Here is a 20,875-nt window from a genome sequence, read left to right as displayed (position 1 = left end):
TAATGATATGGCAACTGAACAAACGGCTATTACGCGCGCAACTTTTGATGAGGTGATTCTGCCTGTTTATGCACCGGCGGACTTTATTCCGGTCAAAGGTAAAGGCAGCCGCGTATGGGATCAGCAGGGCAAAGAGTATATCGATTTCGCCGGCGGGATTGCAGTGACTGCGCTGGGCCATTGCCATCCGGCACTGGTCGAGGCGCTGAAATCCCAGGGGGAAACCTTGTGGCATACCAGTAACGTTTTTACCAATGAACCGGCGTTGCGTCTGGGACGTAAACTGATCGACGCCACGTTTGCCGAGCGCGTGCTGTTTATGAATTCCGGCACCGAAGCGAACGAAACCGCTTTTAAACTGGCGCGTCATTATGCCTGCGTGCGCCATAGCCCGTTCAAAACGAAAATCATTGCCTTCCATAACGCCTTTCATGGCCGTTCCTTGTTTACCGTCTCTGTCGGCGGGCAGCCAAAATATTCCGACGGCTTTGGGCCGAAACCCGCCGATATTATTCACGTTCCCTTCAACGATCTCCATGCGGTGAAAGCGGTAATGGATGACCACACCTGCGCGGTGGTGGTCGAGCCGATTCAGGGTGAAGGCGGCGTGCAGGCGGCTACACCGGAATTCCTCAAAGGGTTACGCGACCTGTGTGACAAGCATCAGGCGTTGCTGGTGTTTGATGAAGTGCAGTGCGGGATGGGGCGCACCGGAGACCTGTTTGCTTATATGCACTACGGCGTCACGCCGGATATCCTCACCAGCGCCAAAGCGTTAGGCGGCGGTTTTCCGGTGAGCGCCATGCTGACCACGCAGGAGATCGCCTCGGCCTTCCATGTCGGTTCGCATGGTTCAACCTATGGCGGCAATCCGCTAGCCTGTGCGGTGGCTGGCGCGGCATTCGATATTATTAATACGCCAGAGGTACTACAAGGCATTCACACTAAGCGGCAACAGTTTGTGCAACATTTGCAGGCGATTGACGAGCAATTTGACATTTTCAGCGATATTCGCGGCATGGGGCTGCTGATTGGCGCAGAACTGAAGCCGGAGTACAAAGGTCGGGCGCGCGATTTTCTGTACGCAGGCGCGGAGGCCGGCGTGATGGTGCTCAATGCCGGAGCCGACGTGATGCGTTTTGCCCCGTCGCTGGTGGTGGAAGAGGCGGATATCAATGAAGGAATGCAGCGCTTTGCGCAGGCGGTAGGGAACGTGGTGGCCTGATGGCGGATTGCCGGATAAGCGTAGCGCATCCGGCAGTCGGACTTAACCTTTTGTATCCCGTAGCCGCTTACTCAGCCAGATACCGTGATGCGGACGCTGACGCCAGGCCATCGACGAAATGGTGTGCATGGTGTTCAGATGGCCAATGATGCGCTGTAAATGTTGTTCCAGAGTGCTCAATAAGCCATGTGACGGCATGTCCGGCGACTCCAGAATATTGACATCGCCGGAGCCGCCTGGCCTGTCGTACTCCAGGCGCTGCTGGCAGCGCTGAATTGCAATCTCGCAAGATTCCAGATAGCGCTGCGCCAGATCCGGCGTCAGCATGGTGTGTTCCCGCGCCAGCGTCGTCATGGCGTTGATATGCTCGACAATAAACTGGCTGTGCGTGACCCACAGTTTCATATCCGACAGATAGTGGGTATTGAACCCGGGTTCCTGCATTGCCTGATTTAACGAGTTGAATAACGTGTTATGCGCCTGGTTGACCCGCATTCTTTGATAAGCGAGCGGGGTGGCTTGCGGATCGTTACTGAGGATCAGTCGGATAGCTTCTTGATCGGCTTCCAGCGCATCATGGGCGTTTTTACGTAATAGCCCGCTTTGCCATTGCGGCCACAGCCAGACCATGCCGCCAAAGGCAATTAAACAGCCAATCAGCGTATCGATCAGCCTCGGCACAATAAACTGCTCTCCGTTTAACGTCAGTAACTGGATGGTGTATACCGCCGTCACCGTAAAGCCGACCGTCGCCCAGCCGTAGTTTTTACGAATAATCAGATAACTTGCCAGCGTTAGTACCAGCATGACCGCCAGCGTAATGCTTTCGGGAATATGTAAGTGCAGCGTGACGCCGGCAATCACCAGGCCGACCAGCGTTCCGACCGAACGATGCAGAATACGTACGCGCGTCGCGCCATAGCCGTTTTGGGTGACAAACAGCACTGTCATGAGGATCCAGTACGGTTTAGGCAGGTGCAACGCGCTGCCCATCAGACTGGCGATGCTCATCATCACGCTGATGCGTCCGGCATTGCGTAGCGCCGGCGATTTTAGAGACATATAATTTTTCAGCGCCGGAAGTAGCGGCAGGCGACGCTGTTTATCGGCCATCAGGTCGCGGGCGTACAGCGGCCGCTGAGTACGCAGCACACGGGCGATTCGACTGAAGTGCCAATAGCAGAACTGGCCTACCGGATTTTCAGGATGCTGATTGGCGATCTTCTCCAGAGCGCCAATCTGTTTTTCCATGGAGAAGCGCGTCGGCAGACGATGATAAAGAATGTCATCCGCCAGCACGCGCAGGCGGGCGGCGACCGTTTGCGCATTCCAGCGAATCACCTCTTCCGCATGGCTGCGTTCTACCAGTTTCTGTACCTCTTCCGGCTGATGCAAGCTGACGGAGATGTGCTCCTGCAAATCCATCGCTTCCTGAAAAGCCCGCAGTAGACGCTTGTAATCATTATTGTTGTGCGCCGAAAGCATATGCATCTGTTGGTAACACTGGGTAATGAGATCGACCGCTTTTTGCTGGCGTATCAGCAGGGGAGGCAGCGCTTTTTCCGGATCGATATGTTGGGTGAGCAGGCTGTATTTCGCTTCACAATAATCGGCCAGTTCACGGTATAACAAACTCAATGACTCGCGCAGCGGCTGTTCGCGCCATAGCCAGAACCAAAACCAGTTAAACACGCCGTACCATAGCGTGCCCAGCGCATAAATGAGCAGCGGCTCCCAGACGGGCATGTATCCCGCAAGACTCAGGGTAAAGATGGCGGCAATCAGCGACGCTGGCAGTAGCCGCGCGTGAAGCGGGCTAATTTCCGCCGTCACGCCAAGCACCAGCGTGAGCCCGGTCAGGATCAACGGCAGGGGGATGGATTCCGCCAGCAGAAGTTGCGTTACCAGACTGCATCCGGCGAACAGCGACGCGCCGATGATCAGGCGTTTAAAAAAGCGTTTGTGCGGGGTATCCAGACCTGCAATGTTGCAGCAGGCGGGAACGAGAGAGAAAAGCAAGCCCAGGTGTAGTTGGCCTATCAATAAACCGACAGCCACAGGCAGGCACAGCACCAGCGTTTGCCGTAGTGCGTAATTAATCTCTGGGTGATAAATCAGTCTTCGCCACATCGATGCAAACAAAAATGGCGCATGATAAAACGCGCCATTCTGACGGAATTAACGGGTGCCGTAGACGACGATGGTCTTGCCATGCGCGGAGATCAGGTTTTGATCTTCCAGCATTTTCAAAATACGACCAACGGTTTCGCGGGAGCAGCCGACGATCTGGCCGATTTCCTGACGGGTGATTTTGATCTGCATCCCATCCGGGTGCGTCATGGCATCGGGCTGTTTCGCCAGATTCAGCAGCGTCTGAGCGATACGCCCGGTGACGTCAAGGAAGGCGAGGTTACCTACTTTTTCAGAGGTGACTTGTAAGCGACGAGCCATCTGGGAAGAGAGGCGCATCAGAATATCCGGGTTGACCTGGATTAATTGGCGAAATTTTTTGTAGGAAATTTCAGCGACCTCACATGCGGTTTTCGCACGTACCCAGGCGCTGCGTTCCTGACCTTCTTCAAACAGGCCCAGTTCACCAATAAAATCACCCTGATTCAGATAAGAAAGGATCATTTCTTTCCCTTCCTCATCTTTGATCAGCACTGCCACGGAGCCTTTAACGATGTAGTACAGCGTTTCTGCTTTTTCACCCTGGTGAATCAGCGTGCTCTTTGACGGGTACTTATGAATGTGGCAATGAGACAAGAACCATTCAAGAGTCGGGTCTGTTTGCGGTTTGCCAAGCACCATGCGCGGTTATCCTCTGTTATAAGCTGTCTCCAGAGCCAGAAAACGGCACTGTCTCTGGGGTTGCAAAAATATACTTCCCGCTACCTGGGAAGGGGGCTACGAAAATAGATTGTAGCCTGTAATGTGATGTCCTCTGCATACATGCAGTACGTCAATGTATTACTGTAGCATCTTGTCTGTTTTAGCATAGCTTTCGCCGTGTGTCTCCTGGTGTCTCGCTTCAGCATGACCCAGGTCGCCTTCCATTGCGACTTTTGTTGTATGCGCGTAATCTTTCAGGAAAATTGAAACATTGGAGTTACGAAATATGCAAGCGCGTGTAAAGTGGGTTGAAGGGCTCACGTTCCTCGGAGAGTCCTCCTCCGGCCACCAGATTTTAATGGATGGCAACTCCGGTGACAAAGCGCCGAGTCCGATGGAGATGGTATTAATGGCGGCTGGCGGATGTAGCGCTATTGATGTGGTATCAATCCTGCAAAAGGGCCGTCAGAATGTCACCAACTGCGAAGTGAAGCTGACATCCGAGCGCCGGGAAGACGCGCCGCGCCTGTTTACGCACATTAATCTGCATTTTATCGTTACCGGCAGCGATCTGAAAGAGGCTGCCGTCGCGCGCGCTGTCGATCTCTCCGCGGAAAAATATTGCTCGGTGGCGCTAATGCTGGAAAAAGCGGTCAATATTACCCATTCGTATGAAGTGATTGCGGCGTAACATGTGATGCCGGATGGCGGCGTGGCTTTATCCGGCCTACCCGTTTTTATCTCGTAGGCCCGATAAGCGTAGCGCCATCGGGCATTTCACCGCGGTTATTCGATTTTTTTGCCTTCCATTAATCGCTGCACCAGCGGCAACATAATCAGCTCCATCGCCAGCCCCATTTTGCCGCCCGGCACCACTAATGTATTAATGTGAGAAATAAACGAGCCTTGGAGCATCGCCAGGAGCCAGGGAAAATCGATCCCTTCCAGGTTGCGAAAATGGATCACCACAAAACTCTCATCCAGCGAGGGAATACCCTTTGCGGCGAACGGATTGGATGTATCGACGGTCGGCACGCGCTGGAAGTTGATATGGGTACGCGAGAACTGCGGCGTAATGTAATTGATGTAGTCGTCCATGGAACGCACCACGGAATCCATCACCGCTTCACGGGAGTGTCCGCGCTCGCTGGTGTCGCGGATTAGTTTCTGAATCCACTCGAGGTTGACGATAGGCACCACGCCAACCAACAGATCAACATGACGCGCGACATCATGTTGCGGGGTGACGACGCCGCCGTGCAGTCCTTCATAAAACAGCACATCGGTCGGTTCGGGAAGCGGCTGCCAGGGGGTAAACGTGCCGGGAACCTGATTCCACGGTACGGCTTCATCATAGGTATGCAGATATTTACGCGACTGGCCTTTACCCGTCTGCCCGTACTCAATAAAGGTATGTTCCAGTAGGCTGAAGTCATTGGCTTCAGGCCCGAAATAACTGATATGCCGCCCGGCGTCACGCGCTTTGCGGATCGCCATGTCCATTTCCGGGCGGGTGTAACGATGAAAACTGTCGCCTTCCACCTCGGCGGCGTGCAGATTTAACTGCGCGAAAATTTTACGAAACGCGAGGCTGGTGGTGGTGGTCCCCGCGCCGCTTGACCCTGTTACTGCTATCACCGGATGTTTGGCTGACATGGCAACTCCATGATTGAGCTTTAGTAATAATGTATTGTCGGCAAAGGCGTTTTATTCGCGAAACTGCTTTTTCGGCATAATATTGACCGTTTCATGTAATTCAGACCATACCAGCACGGCCTCGCCGGATTGCAGTTGGCGTTTTACGTCAGCGACTTTTTGTTCAAGCGAACGTTCATGTTCACCATAATCGGTGCCTTCGCGCAACACAAAGCTTTCGATCAGGTTGTCCAGCGTGTCGGGGGCGAGCCCCTGCCAGGGAATGATCATGATGACGCCTCCAGGTACGTTGTCAGCCAGTCAGGAATTCGGCGTTCCAGCCACATTTCAGGGCGCAGCGGCGTACCGCCGATAAATCCTACGTGTCCGCCATGCTCAGTCAGCTGATACTCCACCTGCGGGGGCAGATCTTCCGCTTTAGGGATCACATGATGATCCATAAACGGATCGTCTTTAGCGTGAATAATCAGCGTCGGTTTAGCAATCTGGTTAAGCAACGGCATGGCGCTACACTGACGATAGTAGTCGATGGCGTCGGCAAAGCCGTGAATTTTCGCGGTGATCAGGTCGTCAAACTCGCGAATTCGGCGCATTGATTTCAGTTGCGCCAGATTCACCGGCAGCGACCCGGGATACGCCGCCAGCTTGCGTGACGCATTCGCTTTTAACAGATTAAGCAAATAACGCTGATAGACGCGGGAAAACCCTTTGTCCATGTGGTAGCTACAGGCTTCGAGAACGAAAGGCGCAGAAACAATCACCGCCGCCTCGATGGGAATATCGCGGCCTTCTTTCGCCAGCAGGCACGCCAGCATATTACCGCCGAGCGAATAGCCCACGGCGGCTGTCGGAACGGCGCCGAACTCCCGCTGTAACCAGTGTAAAAACCAGGCTCCGTCCTCCGTTTCACCGGAGTGGTAAATACGATTCAGACGGTTGGGTTCGCCGCTACAGCCGCGAAAGTGCATCACCACGCCCAGCCAACCGCGCTTTTGCGCCGCCTCAATCAGCCCGTGGGCATAGGGGCTGTTCAGGCTGCCTTCCAGACCGTGAAAGACCACCAGCCGCGGTTTATGCTTTGCCTGTTGCGGTTCTTCGCTCCATGCCAGATCGACAAAATCGCCGTCCGGTAGCTCCAGCCGCTGCCAGTGGGCGTTGAACTTCACTTTGCGGCGGATTAAGCGCGGCAGCATAGTTTGTAAATGGCGATTACGAATGCCACGCATGGGAATAAATTCATGCGAGTCATTGACAGGCGGGGTCATTTCTGTGGACGTGATCTCAACCATAGCACCAGAACAATTGATAATTGGAAACAATACTATACCGCGCATAAGGTTCACAGATTAGTCAATATGTGATTTTACGTTCAATTGGTCGTCTGGCGAAATAAAATTGCGCCTCATTTCCCCAGAGGGGGCGGTATGCAAGGCGCGCGCAATACCCCACAGAAATCGCGTGAACCTCTGCATCAGCCGAATTAATCGTGGTAGTGTGGCAACACGATAGTTATGTGACTCAAGGAGAAGGCATGTCGAAAACACTTTTACAGATCCATTTTAACTTTAGCGGCCCTTTTGGCGAGGAGATGACTCAGCAACTGGTCGGGCTGGCGGAGTCTATCAATGAGGAGCCGGGCTTCATCTGGAAAATCTGGACAGAAAGCGAGAAAAACCAGCAAGCTGGCGGCATTTACTTGTTTGAATCCGAAGAAACGGCGCAGGCTTATATTAAAAAACACACTGCGCGTCTGAAAAATCTTGGCGTTGATGAGGTGACGTTTAAATTATTTGGCGTGAACGACGCGCTGACGAAAATAAATCACGGCAACCTTTGCCGCTAAATCACATAACGCAGGCTTCTGTTCCGGTGCTGCCGACCGCAACGGTAACCTTTATATCGGGACGAGTACCGAAGAGGCCTTTATGGACGAACAGCGGACAACGAACGTTCTCTTCCAGCGTGTTCAGCGCCTCGGCGGTGCGGGCGATGTTACCTTTCTCCACAAACATCATGAAGATGGTGAGCTTGCGGAAGGTAATGTCATCGGTGATTGACAGGTTCATCGTCCGCCCCGCGCGTTAGTCGTTCTGCATCATTTGCTCAAGCTGCTCCTGCGCCTCAAGCCATGCCATTTCACACTCTTCCAGCCCGGATTTGGCGCTGGCCTGCAGTTGCAGACACTCGGTCATCTCCGCTTTACGGCTGGGGTCATACAGGCTGCTGTCGCCGAGTTTCTCTTCCGCCTGCGCCAGTTGGGCGTTGAGCTTTTCCATCTCTTTTTCCAGACGGGTAATCTCTTTACGCAGCGGCTGCGTCAGAGTGCGTAGCTCGGCTTCGCGACGCTTCTGATCTTTGCGTGACTGGGCGCTGTTGGCGTTGTTTTCCTTCGGCGCGTCGTCGGCCTGGTTTTCCTGCTTCTGCACGTCGCTCAGCCACTGCTGATAATCTTCCAGGTCGCCGTCGAACGGTTCGACCTTTTTGTCGTGCACCAGATAGAGGTCGTCAGTGGTGGAGCGAATCAGGTGGCGGTCGTGCGACACGACGACCAATGCGCCTTCAAAATCAATCAGCGCTTCGGTGAGCGCCTGACGCATGTCGAGATCCAGGTGGTTGGTCGGTTCATCGAGCAGCAGCAGATTTGGACGCTGCCAGACGATCAGCGCCAGTACCAGGCGCGCTTTCTCGCCGCCGGAGAAACGTTGCGTCTCTTCCGTTACTTTGTCGCCCTGGAAACCGAAGCCGCCGAGATAGTCGCGCAGCTTCTGCTCCAGTTCCTGCTGCGCCAGACGCGCCATATGCTGCAACGGGGATTCATCGGCGCGCAGGAACTCCAGTTGGTGCTGGGCGAAGTAGCCGAGCTTAATGCCTTTGGCGAGGCCAATTTCACCGTGCAACGGTTCCAGTTCGCCCGCCAGCAGCTTGATCAGCGTCGATTTCCCCGCACCGTTGCGGCCCAGCAGGCCGATACGTGAGCCGGGCACCAGGTTCAGCTTGATGGATTCCAGAATGATGCGATCGCCATAACCTGCGCTGACTTTTTCCATCTTCAGCAGCGGGTTCGGCAGGCTTTCCGGCGCGCGGAAGCTGAAATGGAACGGGTTGTCGACATGAGCTGGCGCAATCAGCTCCATACGCTCCAGCATCTTGATACGGCTTTGTGCCTGCTTGGCCTTGGTCGCTTTGGCGCGGAAACGGTCGATGTAGCTTTGCAGATGCGCCACACGCTCCTGCTGGCTCTCATACATCGCCTGCTGTTGCGCCAGGCGCGTGGCGCGCTGAACTTCAAACGCGCTGTAGTTGCCGGTGTACTCGAACAGAGTCTGCTGTTCGATATGGATAATTTTATCCACTATCGGGTCAAGAAAATCGCGATCGTGGGAGATCAGAATCAGGGTGCCTGGATAGCTCTTCAGCCATTTTTCCAGCCAGATAACGGCATCCAGATCGAGGTGGTTGGTCGGTTCGTCGAGCAGCAGTAAATCGGAACGGCAAATCAACGCCTGGGCCAGGTTAAGGCGCATCCGCCAGCCGCCGGAAAAGTCGCTGACCGGACGTTCCAGCTGATCGTTAGAGAAGCCGAGACCGTGTAGCAGGCTGGCGGCGCGCGAACGAACGGTCCATGCGTCGATGGCGTCCAGCTTGCCATGTATGGAGGCGATAGCATGTCCGTCGTTACGTTCGTTGGCGTCGTTAAGCTGCGCCTCCAGATGCCGGTATTCACGGTCGCCGTCAATGACATACTCAATCGCTGGCTGAGGCAACGCAGGTGTTTCCTGATTCACCCACGCTAATTGCCAGGTTCCGGGCAGGGTAAAACTCCCGGCATCGGCGCTGATTTCATTTTTTAGCAATGCCAGCAGGGTAGATTTACCGCAGCCGTTTTTACCCACCAGGCCGACTTTCTGGCCTGGATTAATGGTAGCCGAGGCATTGTCCAGTAGGACGCGCACGCCGCGACGAATTTGTAACGAGGAGAAAACAATCATAAGGCGCCGTATGTTCAGACTATGTTAATTTATCATTATGATAATGTAATATTCGGGCGTACCGCCGCGCTGGAGCGCAATGGTAGCTCAAAACAACAACGATACACAAAATCATTCAGGCCGCCTTTGGTGAGGGACAAGAATATCTCTCATTAATCCCCAGCGGCGGACATAGAGTACGTTCCTGAGTTGAACAAACGCTGTCAACGTAGAAGCGGCCCGAAGAATGGCATGTATCGACCCAAAACAACCGGGAGGGGGATTGATGTCTCAGCCAGCGAAAGTCTTGCTGTTGTATGCCCATCCGGAATCTCAGGACTCGGTTGCTAACCGGGTACTGCTTAAACCGGCCATACAGCACAATAACGTAACCGTGCACGATCTTTATGCGCGCTATCCTGATTTTTTTATCGACACGCCCTATGAACAAGCCCTGTTACGTGAGCACGACGTCATTGTTTTTCAGCATCCCCTTTACACCTATAGCTGTCCGGCTTTACTGAAAGAATGGCTTGATCGCGTTTTGAGTCGGGGGTTCGCCAGCGGACCAGGGGGAAACCAACTGGTGGGAAAGTACTGGCGTAGCGTGATTACGACCGGCGAGCCGGAGAGCGCTTACCGGTATGACGCGCTAAACCGCTATCCAATGAGCGATGTACTGCGCCCCTTTGAACTGACCGCGGCCATGTGCCGGATGCACTGGATGCCGCCCATTATTGTGTACTGGGCGCGGCGCCAGTCGCCGCAGACGCTGGCCAGTCATGCGAAAGCCTATGGCGAGTGGCTGGCGAATCCTGTGAGCGCGGGAGGCTATTGATGGAAGGTGCTGATTTATTGACAGCGGGAGTGTTGTTTCTCTTCGCGGCGGTGGCGGCGGTGCCGCTGGCGGCCAGGCTGGGCATCGGCGCGGTGCTAGGGTATTTGCTGGCGGGAATCGCCATCGGTCCGTGGGGGCTGGGATTTATCAGCGACGTTGACGAGATCCTGCACTTTTCCGAACTGGGCGTCGTGTTTCTGATGTTTATCATTGGTCTCGAACTCAATCCGTCCCGGCTTTGGCAACTACGGCGCTCTATCTTCGGCGTCGGCGCTGCTCAGGTGCTGTTAAGCGCGGCGGTGCTGGCGGGGTTATTGATGCTTGCTGATTTCTTATGGCAGGCGGCGGTCGTCGGCGGGATTGGCCTGGCGATGTCTTCGACGGCGATGGCGCTACAACTGATGCGCGAGAAAGGCATGAACCGTAGCGAGTCCGGGCAGTTAGGGTTTTCCGTCTTACTGTTTCAGGATTTAGCGGTGATCCCCGCGCTGGCGTTGGTGCCTTTATTGGCGGGATCGGCCGACGAGCATTTCGACTGGTTTAAAGTGGCAATGAAGGTATTGGCCTTCGCGGTAATGCTGATTGGCGGTCGTTACCTGTTGCGCCCGGTATTTCGTTTTATTGCTGCGTCCGGCGTGCGGGAGGTCTTCACTGCCGCGACGTTGTTGCTGGTGTTGAGCGCCGCCTTATTTATGGACGCGCTGGGACTGTCGATGGCCCTGGGAACCTTCATTGCCGGCGTTTTACTGGCAGAGAGCGAATACCGGCATGAGCTGGAAAACGCTATCGATCCCTTTAAAGGTTTACTGCTTGGGCTGTTCTTTATCTCCGTCGGTATGTCGCTAAATCTCGGCGTACTTTATACCCATTTACTGTGGGTGGCGGCGAGCGTTGTTATTCTGGTCGCCATAAAAATGCTGACGCTGTATCTGCTGGCGCGGCTATATGGAATAAGAAGTTCTGAACGGATGCAGTTTGCCAGCGTGCTGAGTCAGGGGGGCGAGTTCGCTTTTGTGCTCTTTTCTACCGCCTCTTCTCAGCGCCTGTTTCAGGGCGATCAGATGGCGTTATTATTGGTGACTGTCACGTTATCAATGATGACCACGCCGCTACTGATGAAAGGGATTGATAAGTGGTTATCGCGCCGTCTTAATGGCCCGGAAGAGAATGATGAAAAGCCGTGGGTTGAAGATGATAAGCCCCAGGTGATTGTCGTCGGCTTTGGCCGTTTTGGTCAGGTGATCGCTCGCTTATTGATGGCGAATAAGATGCGTATCACCGTGCTGGAACGCGATATCGGCGCCGTTAATCTGATGCGCAAATATGGTTATAAAGTGTATTACGGCGACGCTGCACAAGTCGAGCTGCTGCGTTCTGCGGGCGCGGAGGCGGCGGAGTCGATAGTCATCACGTGTAATGAACCGGAAGACACGATGAAGCTGGTGGCGCTGTGTCAGCAGCATTTTCCTCATCTGCATATTCTTGCGCGAGCGCGTGGACGTGTGGAGGCCCATGAGTTATTACAGGCTGGCGTCACGCAGTTTTCCCGTGAAACGTTTTCCAGCGCGCTGGAATTGGGACGTAAAACTCTGGTGTCGTTAGGTATGCATCCGCATCAGGCGCAACGCGCGCAGTTGCATTTTCGTCGGCTGGATATGCGAATGTTGCGGGAGCTGATCCCGGAGCATAGCGACATGGTACAGATTTCGCGCGCCAGAGAGGCCCGACGCGAACTGGAGGAGATTTTTCAGCGCGAAATGCAACAGGAACGGCGCCAGTTGGATGGCTGGGATGAATTTGAGTAGGGGTAAAACAATGGCAATCCGTAAACGTTTTATTGCAGGCGCGAAATGTCCGGCCTGTCAGGCGCAGGATACAATGGCGATGTGGCGTGAAAATAATGTCGATATTGTTGAATGCGTTAAGTGCGGGCATCAAATGCGGGAAGCGGATAAAGACGTTCGCGAGCATGTTCGCAAAGAAGAGCAAGTGATCGGGATTTTTCATCCGGACTAGCGATATGCCGCAGGTTTTTTTAAGCTAAGGGGTACACGGCTGCAGAATTCCGCTACAATCTGCGCCACTATTCTTCCCATGCTCAGGAGATATCATGAAAGTAGCAAAAGACCTGGTGGTCAGCCTGGCCTATCAGGTACGTACAGAAGACGGTGTGTTGGTTGATGAGTCTCCGGTGAGTGCGCCGCTGGATTACCTGCACGGTCACGGCTCCCTGATCTCTGGTCTGGAAACCGCGCTGGAAGGCCATGAAGTTGGCGACAAATTTGATGTCGCTGTTGGCGCGAACGACGCTTACGGCCAGTATGACGAAAATCTGGTGCAGCGTGTGCCTAAAGACGTCTTTATGGGCGTTGATGAACTGCAGGTAGGGATGCGTTTCCTGGCTGAAACCGACCAGGGCCCGGTACCGGTAGAGATTACCGAAGTGGAAGACGATCACGTTGTGGTTGATGGTAACCACATGCTGGCGGGCCAGAATCTGAAATTTAACGTCGAAGTTGTTGCGATTCGTGAAGCGACTGAAGAAGAACTGGCTCACGGTCATGTTCACGGCGCGCACGATCACCACCACGATCACGGTGAAGACGGCTGCTGTGGCGGTCATGGTCATGACCATGGTCACGAGCACGGCGGCGAAGGCTGCTGCGGTGGCGGTGGTAAAGGCGGCTGCGGTTGCCACTAATCCCCGTCGTCTTTCAAGCCACCGCGGTGTTGGCTACGCTTTCAAACCCCGGTCACATAGTTATCTATGCTCCCGGGGAATTTTCAAGCTTGCCGCCTTGCTGTGACTCGAAATCCTTAGGGTATTATCATTGGTTCGATAAATCATCGGGCACAAAAAAAGCGGGTTAACCCCGCTTTTTTTTCGTCTCAATAATGCGGCGGCGGCGTTTCTTCTGCCTGAGAGGCGATATTTGACGGCTGACTGGCTTTTAACTTTTCCGTGAGCAAACGCAGATGATCGCGCAGCTTCGCCATCTCCATTTCATGTGCGGTTACCGTCAGGTTTAGTTCTTCTATGGTAATCTCCTGGAACGCCAGACGGCTTTCCAGTTCAGCCAGACGAGCTTCCATCGTGATATCCTGCATGATGTACCTCTTTATGTTGTCTCCGTCGGCGGATTCTACTTAACTTTACCGGCTTTCACAGCAACCATTACGCGCCCTACGAAACTAATTTAAACAAAAAGAGTCTGAAAAGAAGTGATAATAGGGCGTGTTCGTATGTTGATTTGTTCTGCAACGATTTATAGTACGCTTCTTACGTAAGTTAACATGGGGCGAGATGCCCCGGCCCTGGAGATATGGATGAAATCACTGTTTAAAGCCACGCTGCTGGCAACTACGATGGCCGTTGCTATGCATGCACCGATCACTTTTGCTGCTGATGCGGCGAAACCGGCAGCTACCGCTGATAGCAAAGCAGCATTTAAAAACGACGATCAAAAAGCGGCTTATGCGCTGGGCGCCTCGCTGGGTCGTTACATGGAAAATTCGCTTAAAGAGCAGGAAAAGTTGGGCATCAAACTGGATAAAGATCAGTTGATTGCCGGCGTTCAGGATGCCTTTGCCGATAAGAGCAAACTGTCCGATCAGGAAATTGAGCAAACGCTGCAGACGTTTGAAGCACGCGTGAAGAGCGCTGCTCAGGCGAAGATGGAAAAAGACGCTGCCGATAACGAAGCAAAAGGTAAAACGTTCCGCGACGCTTTTGCTAAAGAGAAAGGCGTGAAAACCTCCTCTACCGGTCTGCTTTACAAAGTAGAGAAAGAAGGCACAGGCGAGGCGCCGAAAGATAGCGATACCGTTGTGGTGAACTACAAAGGTACGCTGATCGACGGTAAAGAGTTTGATAACTCTTACACGCGCGGCGAACCGCTCTCCTTCCGTCTGGACGGCGTTATCCCTGGCTGGACTGAAGGCCTGAAAAATATTAAGAAAGGCGGCAAGATCAAGCTGGTTATCCCACCGGCGCTGGCCTACGGTAAAACGGGCGTTCCGGGTATCCCGGCGAACTCCACCCTGGTATTCGACGTAGAGCTGCTGGATATCAAACCAGCGCCGAAAGCGGATGCTAAACCTGCCGATGCGGCTGACGCTAAAGCCGCAGATGCTGCTAAAAAATAAAAACTGAGAGCCGCCGCTTGTAATAGCGGCGGTTTTTTTTATGCAGGCCGGATATATTACTCACCATAATTTGATTTGCGGATAACGGCGCTTGCGCTGGTCGTTAAGGGCGAGACCGTAGGCTGAATGACCGCCAACGCACACGTAGCCTGAAATAGACGAACAAATTAGTACTGGAAAGATGAACCCTCACTGTATTAATTTAATCATCCGCGTAAATAATGAGCCTGCCCTGAAAACATAACGACAGGCTCCTGAAAAGGAGTGTTTTTTTTCATGTCCAGGTCGCTTTTAACCAACGAAACCAGTGAACTTGATTTGCTGGATCAGCGTCCCTTCGAGCAAACCGACTTCGATATTCTGAAATCCTACGAAGCGGTAGTGGACGGGTTAGCGATGCTTATAGGTTCCCATTGTGAAATCGTATTGCACTCTTTGCAGGATCTAAAATGTTCAGCCATTCGTATTGCCAATGGCGAACATACGGGCCGTAAAATTGGCTCGCCGATTACCGACCTGGCGTTGCGCATGTTGCACGACATGACAGGGGCGGACAGTAGCGTGTCGAAATGCTATTTTACGCGCGCGAAAAGCGGTGTCTTGATGAAGTCGTTGACGATTGCCATTCGCAACCGCGAGCAGCGCGTCATTGGTCTACTGTGCATCAACATGAATCTTGATGTGCCATTTTCACAGATTATGAATACCTTTATTCCGCCGGAAACGCCGGAAGTCGGCTCAGCGGTTAATTTTGCCTCCTCAGTCGAAGATTTAGTCACCCAGACGCTGGAGTTCACGATCGAAGAAGTGAATGCCGATCGTAATGTCTCTAACAATGCGAAAAATCGTCAGATCGTCCTTAACCTGTACGAAAAAGGCATTTTCGATATTAAAGACGCCATTAACCAGGTAGCCGATCGTCTGAATATCTCAAAACACACGGTTTACCTCTATATTCGCCAGTTCAAAAGCGGCGATTTTCAGGGGCAGGATAAATAATGCGTTATGCCATTATGGTCACCGGGCCGGCATATGGCACCCAGCAGGCCAGCAGCGCATTGCAGTTCGCCCACGCGCTGCTCAATGAGGGGCATGAGTTAGCCAGCGTCTTTTTCTATCGGGAAGGGGTCTATAACGCCAATCTCCTGACCTCGCCGGCGAGCGATGAATATGATCTGGTACGCGCCTGGCAGACATTGAATACGCAGCATGGCGTAGCGCTGAACATCTGTGTCGCGGCGGCGCTTCGTCGCGGTATTATTGATGAAACTGAAGCTGGCAGACTGGCGTTGCCGTCCGCCAATCTTCAGCCGGGCTTTACGCTAAGCGGACTGGGCGCGCTGGCGGAGGCATCTCTCACCTGCGATCGGGTGGTGCAGTTTTAATGAAACGTATTGCATTTGTCTTTTCCACCGCGCCGCACGGCAGCGCCTCAGGCCGTGAAGGACTGGATGCGCTGCTGGCGACGTCAGCGCTAACGGAAGCGCTGGGCGTCTTTTTTATCAGCGATGGCGTCTTTCAGTTATTACCGGGACAAAAACCAGACGCTGTGCTGGCGCGTAACTATATTGCTACTTTCAAGCTCTTTGATTTGTACGATATTGATCAATGCTGGATCTGCGCGGCATCGCTGCGCGAGCGTGGTCTGGAGAACGTTAATTTTGTGGTAGACGCCACGCCGCTGGAACCCGTAGCGTTACGCCGCGAGCTTGGCAACTATGATGTCATCCTGAGATTCTGAGGCGTTTATGCTGCATACCTTACCTCATTGCGCCTCGGGCGTTGATTTTCCCGCTTTGCTGCGCCTGCTAAAAGAGGGCGATGCGCTTTTGCTGCTCCAGGATGGCGTTACCGTCGCGATTGAAGGTAACCGCTTCCTTGAAAGTCTGCGTGATGCCCCCATAACGGTCTATGCCTTGAAAGAAGACATTGACGCCCGCGGCCTGGGTGGTCAAATTTCAGACAGTGTCGTCAGGGTTGACTATACTGAGTTTGTCAGACTCACGGTTAAGTATGCCAACCAGATGGCCTGGTGATGGCGGGATCGTTGTATATTTCTTGACACCTTTTCGACACCGCCCTAAAATTCGGCGTCCTCATATTGTGTGAGGGCGTTTTATTACGTGTTTACGAAGCAAAAGCTAAAACCAGGAGCTATTTAATGGCAACAGTTAACCAGCTGGTACGCAAACCACGTGCTCGCAAAGTTGCGAAAAGCAACGTGCCTGCGCTGGAAGCATGCCCGCAAAAACGTGGCGTATGTACTCGTGTATATACTACCACTCCTAAAAAACCGAACTCCGCACTGCGTAAAGTTTGCCGTGTTCGTCTGACTAACGGTTTTGAAGTGACTTCCTACATCGGTGGTGAAGGTCACAACCTGCAGGAGCACTCCGTGATCCTGATCCGTGGCGGTCGTGTTAAAGACCTCCCGGGTGTTCGTTACCACACCGTTCGTGGCGCGCTTGACTGCTCCGGCGTTAAAGACCGTAAGCAAGCTCGTTCTAAGTACGGCGTGAAGCGTCCTAAGGCTTAATGGTTCTCCGTTAAGTAAGGCCAAACGTTTTAAATTAATGTCAAACTAAACTCGTAGAGTTTTGGACAATCCTGAATTAACAACGGAGTATTTCCATGCCACGTCGTCGCGTCATTGGTCAGCGTAAAATTCTGCCGGATCCGAAGTTCGGATCAGAACTGCTGGCTAAATTTGTCAATATCCTGATGGTAGATGGTAAAAAATCTACTGCAGAATCAATCGTATACAGCGCGCTGGAGACCCTGGCTCAGCGTTCTGGTAAATCTGAACTGGAAGCTTTCGAAGTCGCTCTCGAAAACGTTCGCCCGACTGTAGAAGTTAAATCCCGCCGTGTAGGTGGTTCTACTTATCAGGTACCAGTTGAAGTCCGTCCGGTCCGTCGTAATGCTCTGGCAATGCGTTGGATCGTAGAAGCTGCTCGTAAACGCGGTGATAAATCCATGGCTCTGCGCCTGGCGAACGAACTTTCTGACGCTGCAGAAAACAAAGGTACTGCAGTTAAGAAACGTGAAGACGTTCACCGTATGGCAGAAGCCAACAAGGCGTTCGCACACTACCGTTGGTAATCCCTTCGGAGTCATAGTCACCAGGCGGGCGCTTCAGGTAAGTCGCCCGTTTTGGATAACTTAACTGAACGCCTAAAGATATCAACGAGGAATCAAATGGCTCGTACAACACCCATCGCACGCTACCGTAATATCGGTATCAGTGCGCACATCGACGCCGGTAAAACCACTACTACCGAACGTATTCTGTTCTACACCGGTGTAAACCACAAAATCGGTGAAGTTCATGACGGCGCAGCTACCATGGACTGGATGGAGCAGGAGCAGGAGCGTGGTATTACTATCACCTCCGCAGCGACTACTGCATTCTGGTCTGGTATGGCTAAGCAGTATGAACCGCATCGCATCAACATCATCGACACCCCGGGGCACGTTGACTTCACTATCGAAGTAGAACGTTCCATGCGTGTTCTCGATGGTGCGGTAATGGTTTACTGCGCAGTTGGTGGTGTTCAGCCGCAGTCTGAAACCGTATGGCGTCAGGCAAACAAATACAAAGTTCCGCGCATTGCGTTCGTTAACAAAATGGACCGCATGGGCGCGAACTTCCTGAAAGTTGTTGGTCAGATCAAAACCCGTCTGGGCGCGAACCCGGTTCCGCTGCAGCTGGCAATTGGTGCTGAAGAAGGTTTCACCGGCGTTGTTGACCTGGTGAAAATGAAAGCCATCAACTGGAACGATGCCGACCAGGGCGTTACCTTCGAATACGAAGATATCCCGGCTGACATGCAGGACCTGGCTAACGAATGGCACCAGAACTTGATCGAGTCCGCCGCAGAAGCTTCTGAAGAGCTGATGGAAAAATACCTGGGTGGTGAAGAACTGACTGAAGAAGAGATCAAACAAGCTCTGCGTCAGCGCGTTCTGAACAACGAAATCATCCTGGTAACCTGTGGTTCTGCATTCAAGAACAAAGGTGTTCAGGCGATGCTGGATGCGGTAATTGATTACCTGCCATCCCCGGTAGACGTACCTGCGATCAACGGTATTCTGGACGACGGTAAAGATACTCCGGCTGAGCGTCACGCAAGCGACGACGAGCCGTTCTCTGCGCTGGCGTTCAAAATCGCTACCGACCCGTTTGTGGGTAACCTGACCTTCTTCCGTGTGTACTCCGGTGTGGTTAACTCTGGTGATACCGTACTGAACTCCGTGAAAACCGCACGTGAGCGTTTCGGTCGTATCGTTCAGATGCACGCCAACAAACGTGAAGAGATCAAAGAAGTTCGCGCGGGCGACATCGCGGCTGCTATCGGCCTGAAAGACGTGACTACCGGTGACACCCTGTGTGATCCGGAAAACCCGATCATTCTGGAACGTATGGAATTCCCTGAGCCGGTAATCTCCATCGCGGTAGAACCGAAAACCAAAGCTGACCAGGAAAAAATGGGTCTGGCTCTGGGCCGTCTGGCGAAAGAAGACCCGTCATTCCGCGTATGGACTGACGAAGAATCTAACCAGACCATCATCGCTGGTATGGGTGAACTTCACCTGGATATCATCGTTGACCGTATGAAGCGTGAATTCAACGTTGAAGCTAACGTGGGTAAACCTCAGGTTGCTTACCGCGAAGCGATTCGCGCGAAAGTTACCGACATCGAAGGTAAACACGCGAAACAGTCTGGTGGTCGCGGTCAGTATGGTCATGTTGTTATCGACATGTACCCGCTGGAGCCGGGCTCTAACCCGAAAGGTTACGAGTTCATCAACGACATCAAAGGTGGTGTAATTCCTGGCGAATACATCCCGGCCGTTGATAAAGGCATCCAGGAGCAGCTGAAGTCTGGCCCGCTGGCGGGTTATCCGGTAGTTGATCTCGGTGTGCGTCTGCACTTCGGTTCTTACCATGACGTTGACTCCTCTGAGCTGGCGTTTAAACTGGCTGCGTCTATCGCCTTTAAAGAAGGCTTTAAGAAAGCAAAACCAGTTCTGCTTGAGCCGATCATGAAGGTTGAAGTAGAAACACCTGAAGAGAATACCGGTGACGTTATCGGCGACCTTAGCCGCCGTCGTGGTATGCTCAAAGGTCAGGAATCTGAAGTTACAGGCGTTAAGATCCACGCTGAAGTACCGCTGTCTGAAATGTTCGGATATGCAACTCAGCTGCGTTCTCTGACCAAAGGTCGCGCATCGTACACTATGGAATTCCTGAAGTATGATGATGCGCCGAACAACGTTGCTCAGGCCGTAATCGAAGCCCGTGGTAAATAAGCCGCAGGGTTAAAAACCAAAATCCCGTGCTCTCTCCTGAAGGGGAGAGCGCTATAGTAAGGAATATAGCCGTGTCTAAAGAAAAATTTGAACGTACAAAACCGCACGTTAACGTCGGCACCATCGGCCACGTTGACCACGGTAAAACTACCCTGACCGCTGCAATCACCACCGTACTGGCTAAAACCTACGGCGGTGCTGCTCGTGCATTCGACCAGATCGATAACGCTCCGGAAGAAAAAGCGCGTGGTATCACCATCAACACTTCTCACGTTGAATACGATACCCCGACCCGCCACTACGCACACGTAGACTGCCCGGGGCACGCCGACTATGTTAAAAACATGATCACCGGTGCTGCTCAGATGGACGGCGCGATCCTGGTTGTTGCTGCGACTGACGGCCCGATGCCGCAGACCCGTGAGCACATCCTGCTGGGTCGTCAGGTAGGCGTTCCGTACATCATCGTGTTCCTGAACAAATGCGACATGGTTGATGACGAAGAGCTGCTGGAACTGGTTGAAATGGAAGTTCGTGAACTTCTGTCTCAGTACGACTTCCCGGGCGACGACACTCCGATCGTTCGTGGTTCTGCTCTGAAAGCGCTGGAAGGCGACGCAGAGTGGGAAGCGAAAATCATCGAACTGGCTGGCTTCCTGGATTCTTACATCCCGGAACCAGAGCGTGCGATTGACAAGCCGTTCCTGCTGCCGATCGAAGACGTATTCTCCATCTCCGGTCGTGGTACCGTTGTTACCGGTCGTGTAGAACGCGGTATCATCAAAGTGGGCGAAGAAGTTGAAATCGTTGGTATCAAAGAGACTCAGAAGTCTACCTGTACTGGCGTTGAAATGTTCCGCAAACTGCTGGACGAAGGCCGTGCCGGTGAGAACGTAG

General features: G+C 53.1%; 24 protein-coding genes. 16 read left to right on the top strand and 8 right to left on the bottom strand.

The window, feature by feature from the left end:
* Window positions 1-7: 7 nt before the first annotated feature.
* The gene (locus tag J4645_RS18425; RefSeq protein ID WP_023215161.1) at window positions 8-1,225 is read left to right on the top strand and encodes an aspartate aminotransferase family protein; all 1,218 of its coding nucleotides are present in this window, start codon (window positions 8-10) and stop codon (window positions 1,223-1,225) included.
* A gap of 42 nt (window positions 1,226-1,267) precedes the next feature.
* Here J4645_RS18425 and J4645_RS18420 read toward each other — a convergent pair whose 3' ends face one another.
* Both J4645_RS18420 and crp read right to left on the bottom strand, forming a co-directional pair.
* Window positions 1,268-3,355 carry a YccS/YhfK family putative transporter gene (locus J4645_RS18420; RefSeq protein ID WP_000269311.1) on the bottom strand — a complete coding sequence of 696 codons (2,088 nt, stop codon included), beginning with the start codon at window positions 3,353-3,355 and terminating at the stop codon, window positions 1,268-1,270.
* Window positions 3,356-3,403: 48 nt separating this feature from the next.
* Window positions 3,404-4,036, bottom strand: a complete 633-nt coding sequence (gene crp, locus J4645_RS18415) for a cAMP-activated global transcriptional regulator CRP (RefSeq protein WP_000242758.1) — start codon at window positions 4,034-4,036, stop codon at window positions 3,404-3,406.
* A gap of 307 nt (window positions 4,037-4,343) precedes the next feature.
* Between crp and J4645_RS18410 the strand changes: the two genes are divergently transcribed.
* The gene (locus J4645_RS18410) at window positions 4,344-4,748 is read left to right on the top strand and encodes an OsmC family protein (protein ID WP_001148919.1); all 405 of its coding nucleotides are present in this window, start codon (window positions 4,344-4,346) and stop codon (window positions 4,746-4,748) included.
* Between the two features lie 95 nt (window positions 4,749-4,843).
* Here J4645_RS18410 and J4645_RS18405 read toward each other — a convergent pair whose 3' ends face one another.
* The 3 genes from J4645_RS18405 to J4645_RS18395 are packed head-to-tail and all read right to left on the bottom strand — an operon-like array spanning window position 4,844 to window position 7,047.
* Window positions 4,844-5,713 carry a phosphoribulokinase gene (locus J4645_RS18405; protein ID WP_001274690.1) on the bottom strand — a complete coding sequence of 290 codons (870 nt, stop codon included), beginning with the start codon at window positions 5,711-5,713 and terminating at the stop codon, window positions 4,844-4,846.
* Window positions 5,714-5,764: 51 nt separating this feature from the next.
* A complete protein-coding gene (locus tag J4645_RS18400; RefSeq protein WP_000586568.1) occupies window positions 5,765-5,983 on the bottom strand; it encodes a YheU family protein in 219 nt (72 codons plus the stop codon).
* Window positions 5,980-7,047 carry a hydrolase gene (locus J4645_RS18395; protein ID WP_001214114.1) on the bottom strand — a complete coding sequence of 356 codons (1,068 nt, stop codon included), beginning with the start codon at window positions 7,045-7,047 and terminating at the stop codon, window positions 5,980-5,982. Before J4645_RS18395 ends, J4645_RS18400 begins: the two co-directional genes overlap by 4 nt.
* Before the next feature lie 197 nt (window positions 7,048-7,244).
* On the opposite strand from J4645_RS18395, the gene J4645_RS18390 reads away from it, so the two are divergent.
* Complete coding sequence (locus J4645_RS18390; RefSeq protein WP_000047689.1) at window positions 7,245-7,556, top strand: monooxygenase; 312 nt, start codon at window positions 7,245-7,247, stop codon at window positions 7,554-7,556.
* A 1-nt stretch (window position 7,557) separates the two neighbouring features.
* On the opposite strand, the gene J4645_RS18385 is transcribed toward J4645_RS18390, so the two are convergent.
* A complete protein-coding gene (locus tag J4645_RS18385) occupies window positions 7,558-7,779 on the bottom strand; it encodes a LysR family transcriptional regulator (protein ID WP_001054030.1) in 222 nt (73 codons plus the stop codon).
* 15 nt (window positions 7,780-7,794) lie between these two features.
* A complete protein-coding gene (locus J4645_RS18380; protein WP_208208999.1) occupies window positions 7,795-9,702 on the bottom strand; it encodes an ABC transporter ATP-binding protein in 1,908 nt (635 codons plus the stop codon).
* Between the two features lie 265 nt (window positions 9,703-9,967).
* Between J4645_RS18380 and kefG the strand changes: the two genes are divergently transcribed.
* From kefG to slyD, 4 genes are all read left to right on the top strand, one after another.
* Window positions 9,968-10,519: a glutathione-regulated potassium-efflux system ancillary protein KefG gene (gene kefG, locus J4645_RS18375; RefSeq protein WP_000081820.1), complete on the top strand. Its 552-nt coding sequence runs from the start codon at window positions 9,968-9,970 to the stop codon at window positions 10,517-10,519.
* A complete protein-coding gene (gene kefB / locus J4645_RS18370) occupies window positions 10,519-12,324 on the top strand; it encodes a glutathione-regulated potassium-efflux system protein KefB (protein ID WP_023136948.1) in 1,806 nt (601 codons plus the stop codon). The genes kefG and kefB overlap by 1 nt, the downstream gene beginning before the upstream one ends.
* 10 nt (window positions 12,325-12,334) lie before the next feature.
* Window positions 12,335-12,535, top strand: a complete 201-nt coding sequence (locus tag J4645_RS18365; protein ID WP_001007735.1) for a YheV family putative zinc ribbon protein — start codon at window positions 12,335-12,337, stop codon at window positions 12,533-12,535.
* A 94-nt stretch (window positions 12,536-12,629) separates the two neighbouring features.
* Window positions 12,630-13,220, top strand: coding sequence for a peptidylprolyl isomerase (slyD, locus tag J4645_RS18360; protein WP_000861341.1), 591 nt, complete (start codon window positions 12,630-12,632; stop codon window positions 13,218-13,220).
* 188 nt (window positions 13,221-13,408) lie between these two features.
* Here slyD and J4645_RS18355 read toward each other — a convergent pair whose 3' ends face one another.
* On the bottom strand, window positions 13,409-13,627 hold the full coding sequence (locus J4645_RS18355; protein ID WP_001152701.1) for a protein SlyX: 219 nt from the start codon (window positions 13,625-13,627) through the stop codon (window positions 13,409-13,411).
* Window positions 13,628-13,846: 219 nt separating this feature from the next.
* On the opposite strand from J4645_RS18355, the gene fkpA reads away from it, so the two are divergent.
* The 9 genes from fkpA to tuf form a co-directional block, all read left to right on the top strand.
* On the top strand, window positions 13,847-14,665 hold the full coding sequence (gene fkpA / locus J4645_RS18350; RefSeq protein WP_000838225.1) for an FKBP-type peptidyl-prolyl cis-trans isomerase: 819 nt from the start codon (window positions 13,847-13,849) through the stop codon (window positions 14,663-14,665).
* Between the two features lie 276 nt (window positions 14,666-14,941).
* Window positions 14,942-15,664, top strand: coding sequence for a transcriptional regulator (locus J4645_RS18345; RefSeq protein WP_000091471.1), 723 nt, complete (start codon window positions 14,942-14,944; stop codon window positions 15,662-15,664).
* Window positions 15,664-16,050, top strand: coding sequence for a sulfurtransferase complex subunit TusD (gene tusD, locus J4645_RS18340; protein ID WP_017442189.1), 387 nt, complete (start codon window positions 15,664-15,666; stop codon window positions 16,048-16,050). Before J4645_RS18345 ends, tusD begins: the two co-directional genes overlap by 1 nt.
* Window positions 16,050-16,406, top strand: coding sequence for a sulfurtransferase complex subunit TusC (tusC, locus tag J4645_RS18335; protein ID WP_001646490.1), 357 nt, complete (start codon window positions 16,050-16,052; stop codon window positions 16,404-16,406). The genes tusD and tusC overlap by 1 nt, the downstream gene beginning before the upstream one ends.
* Before the next feature lie 7 nt (window positions 16,407-16,413).
* The gene (tusB, locus tag J4645_RS18330) at window positions 16,414-16,701 is read left to right on the top strand and encodes a sulfurtransferase complex subunit TusB (protein ID WP_000903398.1); all 288 of its coding nucleotides are present in this window, start codon (window positions 16,414-16,416) and stop codon (window positions 16,699-16,701) included.
* Between the two features lie 125 nt (window positions 16,702-16,826).
* On the top strand, window positions 16,827-17,201 hold the full coding sequence (rpsL, locus tag J4645_RS18325; RefSeq protein ID WP_000246815.1) for a 30S ribosomal protein S12: 375 nt from the start codon (window positions 16,827-16,829) through the stop codon (window positions 17,199-17,201).
* A gap of 95 nt (window positions 17,202-17,296) precedes the next feature.
* Window positions 17,297-17,767 (top strand): 30S ribosomal protein S7, encoded by a 471-nt coding sequence (gene rpsG, locus J4645_RS18320; protein ID WP_001138043.1) that lies wholly within the window; start codon window positions 17,297-17,299, stop codon window positions 17,765-17,767.
* Between the two features lie 96 nt (window positions 17,768-17,863).
* A complete protein-coding gene (fusA, locus tag J4645_RS18315; protein ID WP_000124693.1) occupies window positions 17,864-19,978 on the top strand; it encodes an elongation factor G in 2,115 nt (704 codons plus the stop codon).
* 71 nt (window positions 19,979-20,049) lie between these two features.
* On the top strand, window positions 20,050-20,875 hold an 826-nt coding region (gene tuf / locus J4645_RS18310; protein WP_094964311.1), incomplete at its 3' end, for an elongation factor Tu.

The sequence above is a fragment of the Salmonella sp. 32082101201600294FB01SM01 genome (assembly GCF_017572865.1).
Taxonomy (GTDB): Bacteria; Pseudomonadota; Gammaproteobacteria; order Enterobacterales; family Enterobacteriaceae; genus Salmonella; species Salmonella enterica.
The sequence above is the reverse complement of the archived record's forward strand: the minus strand, read 5'-3'. Positions and strand labels throughout refer to the sequence as shown.

Coding starts and splice junctions, on each gene's coding strand:
- J4645_RS18425 (WP_023215161.1), top strand. CDS start 8: ATGGCAACTGAACAAACGGCTATTACGCGCGCAACTTTTGATGAGGTG.
- J4645_RS18420 (WP_000269311.1), bottom strand. CDS start 3,355: ATGTGGCGAAGACTGATTTATCACCCAGAGATTAATTACGCACTACGG.
- crp (WP_000242758.1), bottom strand. CDS start 4,036: ATGGTGCTTGGCAAACCGCAAACAGACCCGACTCTTGAATGGTTCTTG.
- J4645_RS18410 (WP_001148919.1), top strand. CDS start 4,344: ATGCAAGCGCGTGTAAAGTGGGTTGAAGGGCTCACGTTCCTCGGAGAG.
- J4645_RS18405 (WP_001274690.1), bottom strand. CDS start 5,713: ATGTCAGCCAAACATCCGGTGATAGCAGTAACAGGGTCAAGCGGCGCG.
- J4645_RS18400 (WP_000586568.1), bottom strand. CDS start 5,983: ATGATCATTCCCTGGCAGGGGCTCGCCCCCGACACGCTGGACAACCTG.
- J4645_RS18395 (WP_001214114.1), bottom strand. CDS start 7,047: ATGCGCGGTATAGTATTGTTTCCAATTATCAATTGTTCTGGTGCTATG.
- J4645_RS18390 (WP_000047689.1), top strand. CDS start 7,245: ATGTCGAAAACACTTTTACAGATCCATTTTAACTTTAGCGGCCCTTTT.
- J4645_RS18385 (WP_001054030.1), bottom strand. CDS start 7,779: ATGAACCTGTCAATCACCGATGACATTACCTTCCGCAAGCTCACCATC.
- J4645_RS18380 (WP_208208999.1), bottom strand. CDS start 9,702: ATGATTGTTTTCTCCTCGTTACAAATTCGTCGCGGCGTGCGCGTCCTA.
- kefG (WP_000081820.1), top strand. CDS start 9,968: ATGTCTCAGCCAGCGAAAGTCTTGCTGTTGTATGCCCATCCGGAATCT.
- kefB (WP_023136948.1), top strand. CDS start 10,519: ATGGAAGGTGCTGATTTATTGACAGCGGGAGTGTTGTTTCTCTTCGCG.
- J4645_RS18365 (WP_001007735.1), top strand. CDS start 12,335: ATGGCAATCCGTAAACGTTTTATTGCAGGCGCGAAATGTCCGGCCTGT.
- slyD (WP_000861341.1), top strand. CDS start 12,630: ATGAAAGTAGCAAAAGACCTGGTGGTCAGCCTGGCCTATCAGGTACGT.
- J4645_RS18355 (WP_001152701.1), bottom strand. CDS start 13,627: ATGCAGGATATCACGATGGAAGCTCGTCTGGCTGAACTGGAAAGCCGT.
- fkpA (WP_000838225.1), top strand. CDS start 13,847: ATGAAATCACTGTTTAAAGCCACGCTGCTGGCAACTACGATGGCCGTT.
- J4645_RS18345 (WP_000091471.1), top strand. CDS start 14,942: ATGTCCAGGTCGCTTTTAACCAACGAAACCAGTGAACTTGATTTGCTG.
- tusD (WP_017442189.1), top strand. CDS start 15,664: ATGCGTTATGCCATTATGGTCACCGGGCCGGCATATGGCACCCAGCAG.
- tusC (WP_001646490.1), top strand. CDS start 16,050: ATGAAACGTATTGCATTTGTCTTTTCCACCGCGCCGCACGGCAGCGCC.
- tusB (WP_000903398.1), top strand. CDS start 16,414: ATGCTGCATACCTTACCTCATTGCGCCTCGGGCGTTGATTTTCCCGCT.
- rpsL (WP_000246815.1), top strand. CDS start 16,827: ATGGCAACAGTTAACCAGCTGGTACGCAAACCACGTGCTCGCAAAGTT.
- rpsG (WP_001138043.1), top strand. CDS start 17,297: ATGCCACGTCGTCGCGTCATTGGTCAGCGTAAAATTCTGCCGGATCCG.
- fusA (WP_000124693.1), top strand. CDS start 17,864: ATGGCTCGTACAACACCCATCGCACGCTACCGTAATATCGGTATCAGT.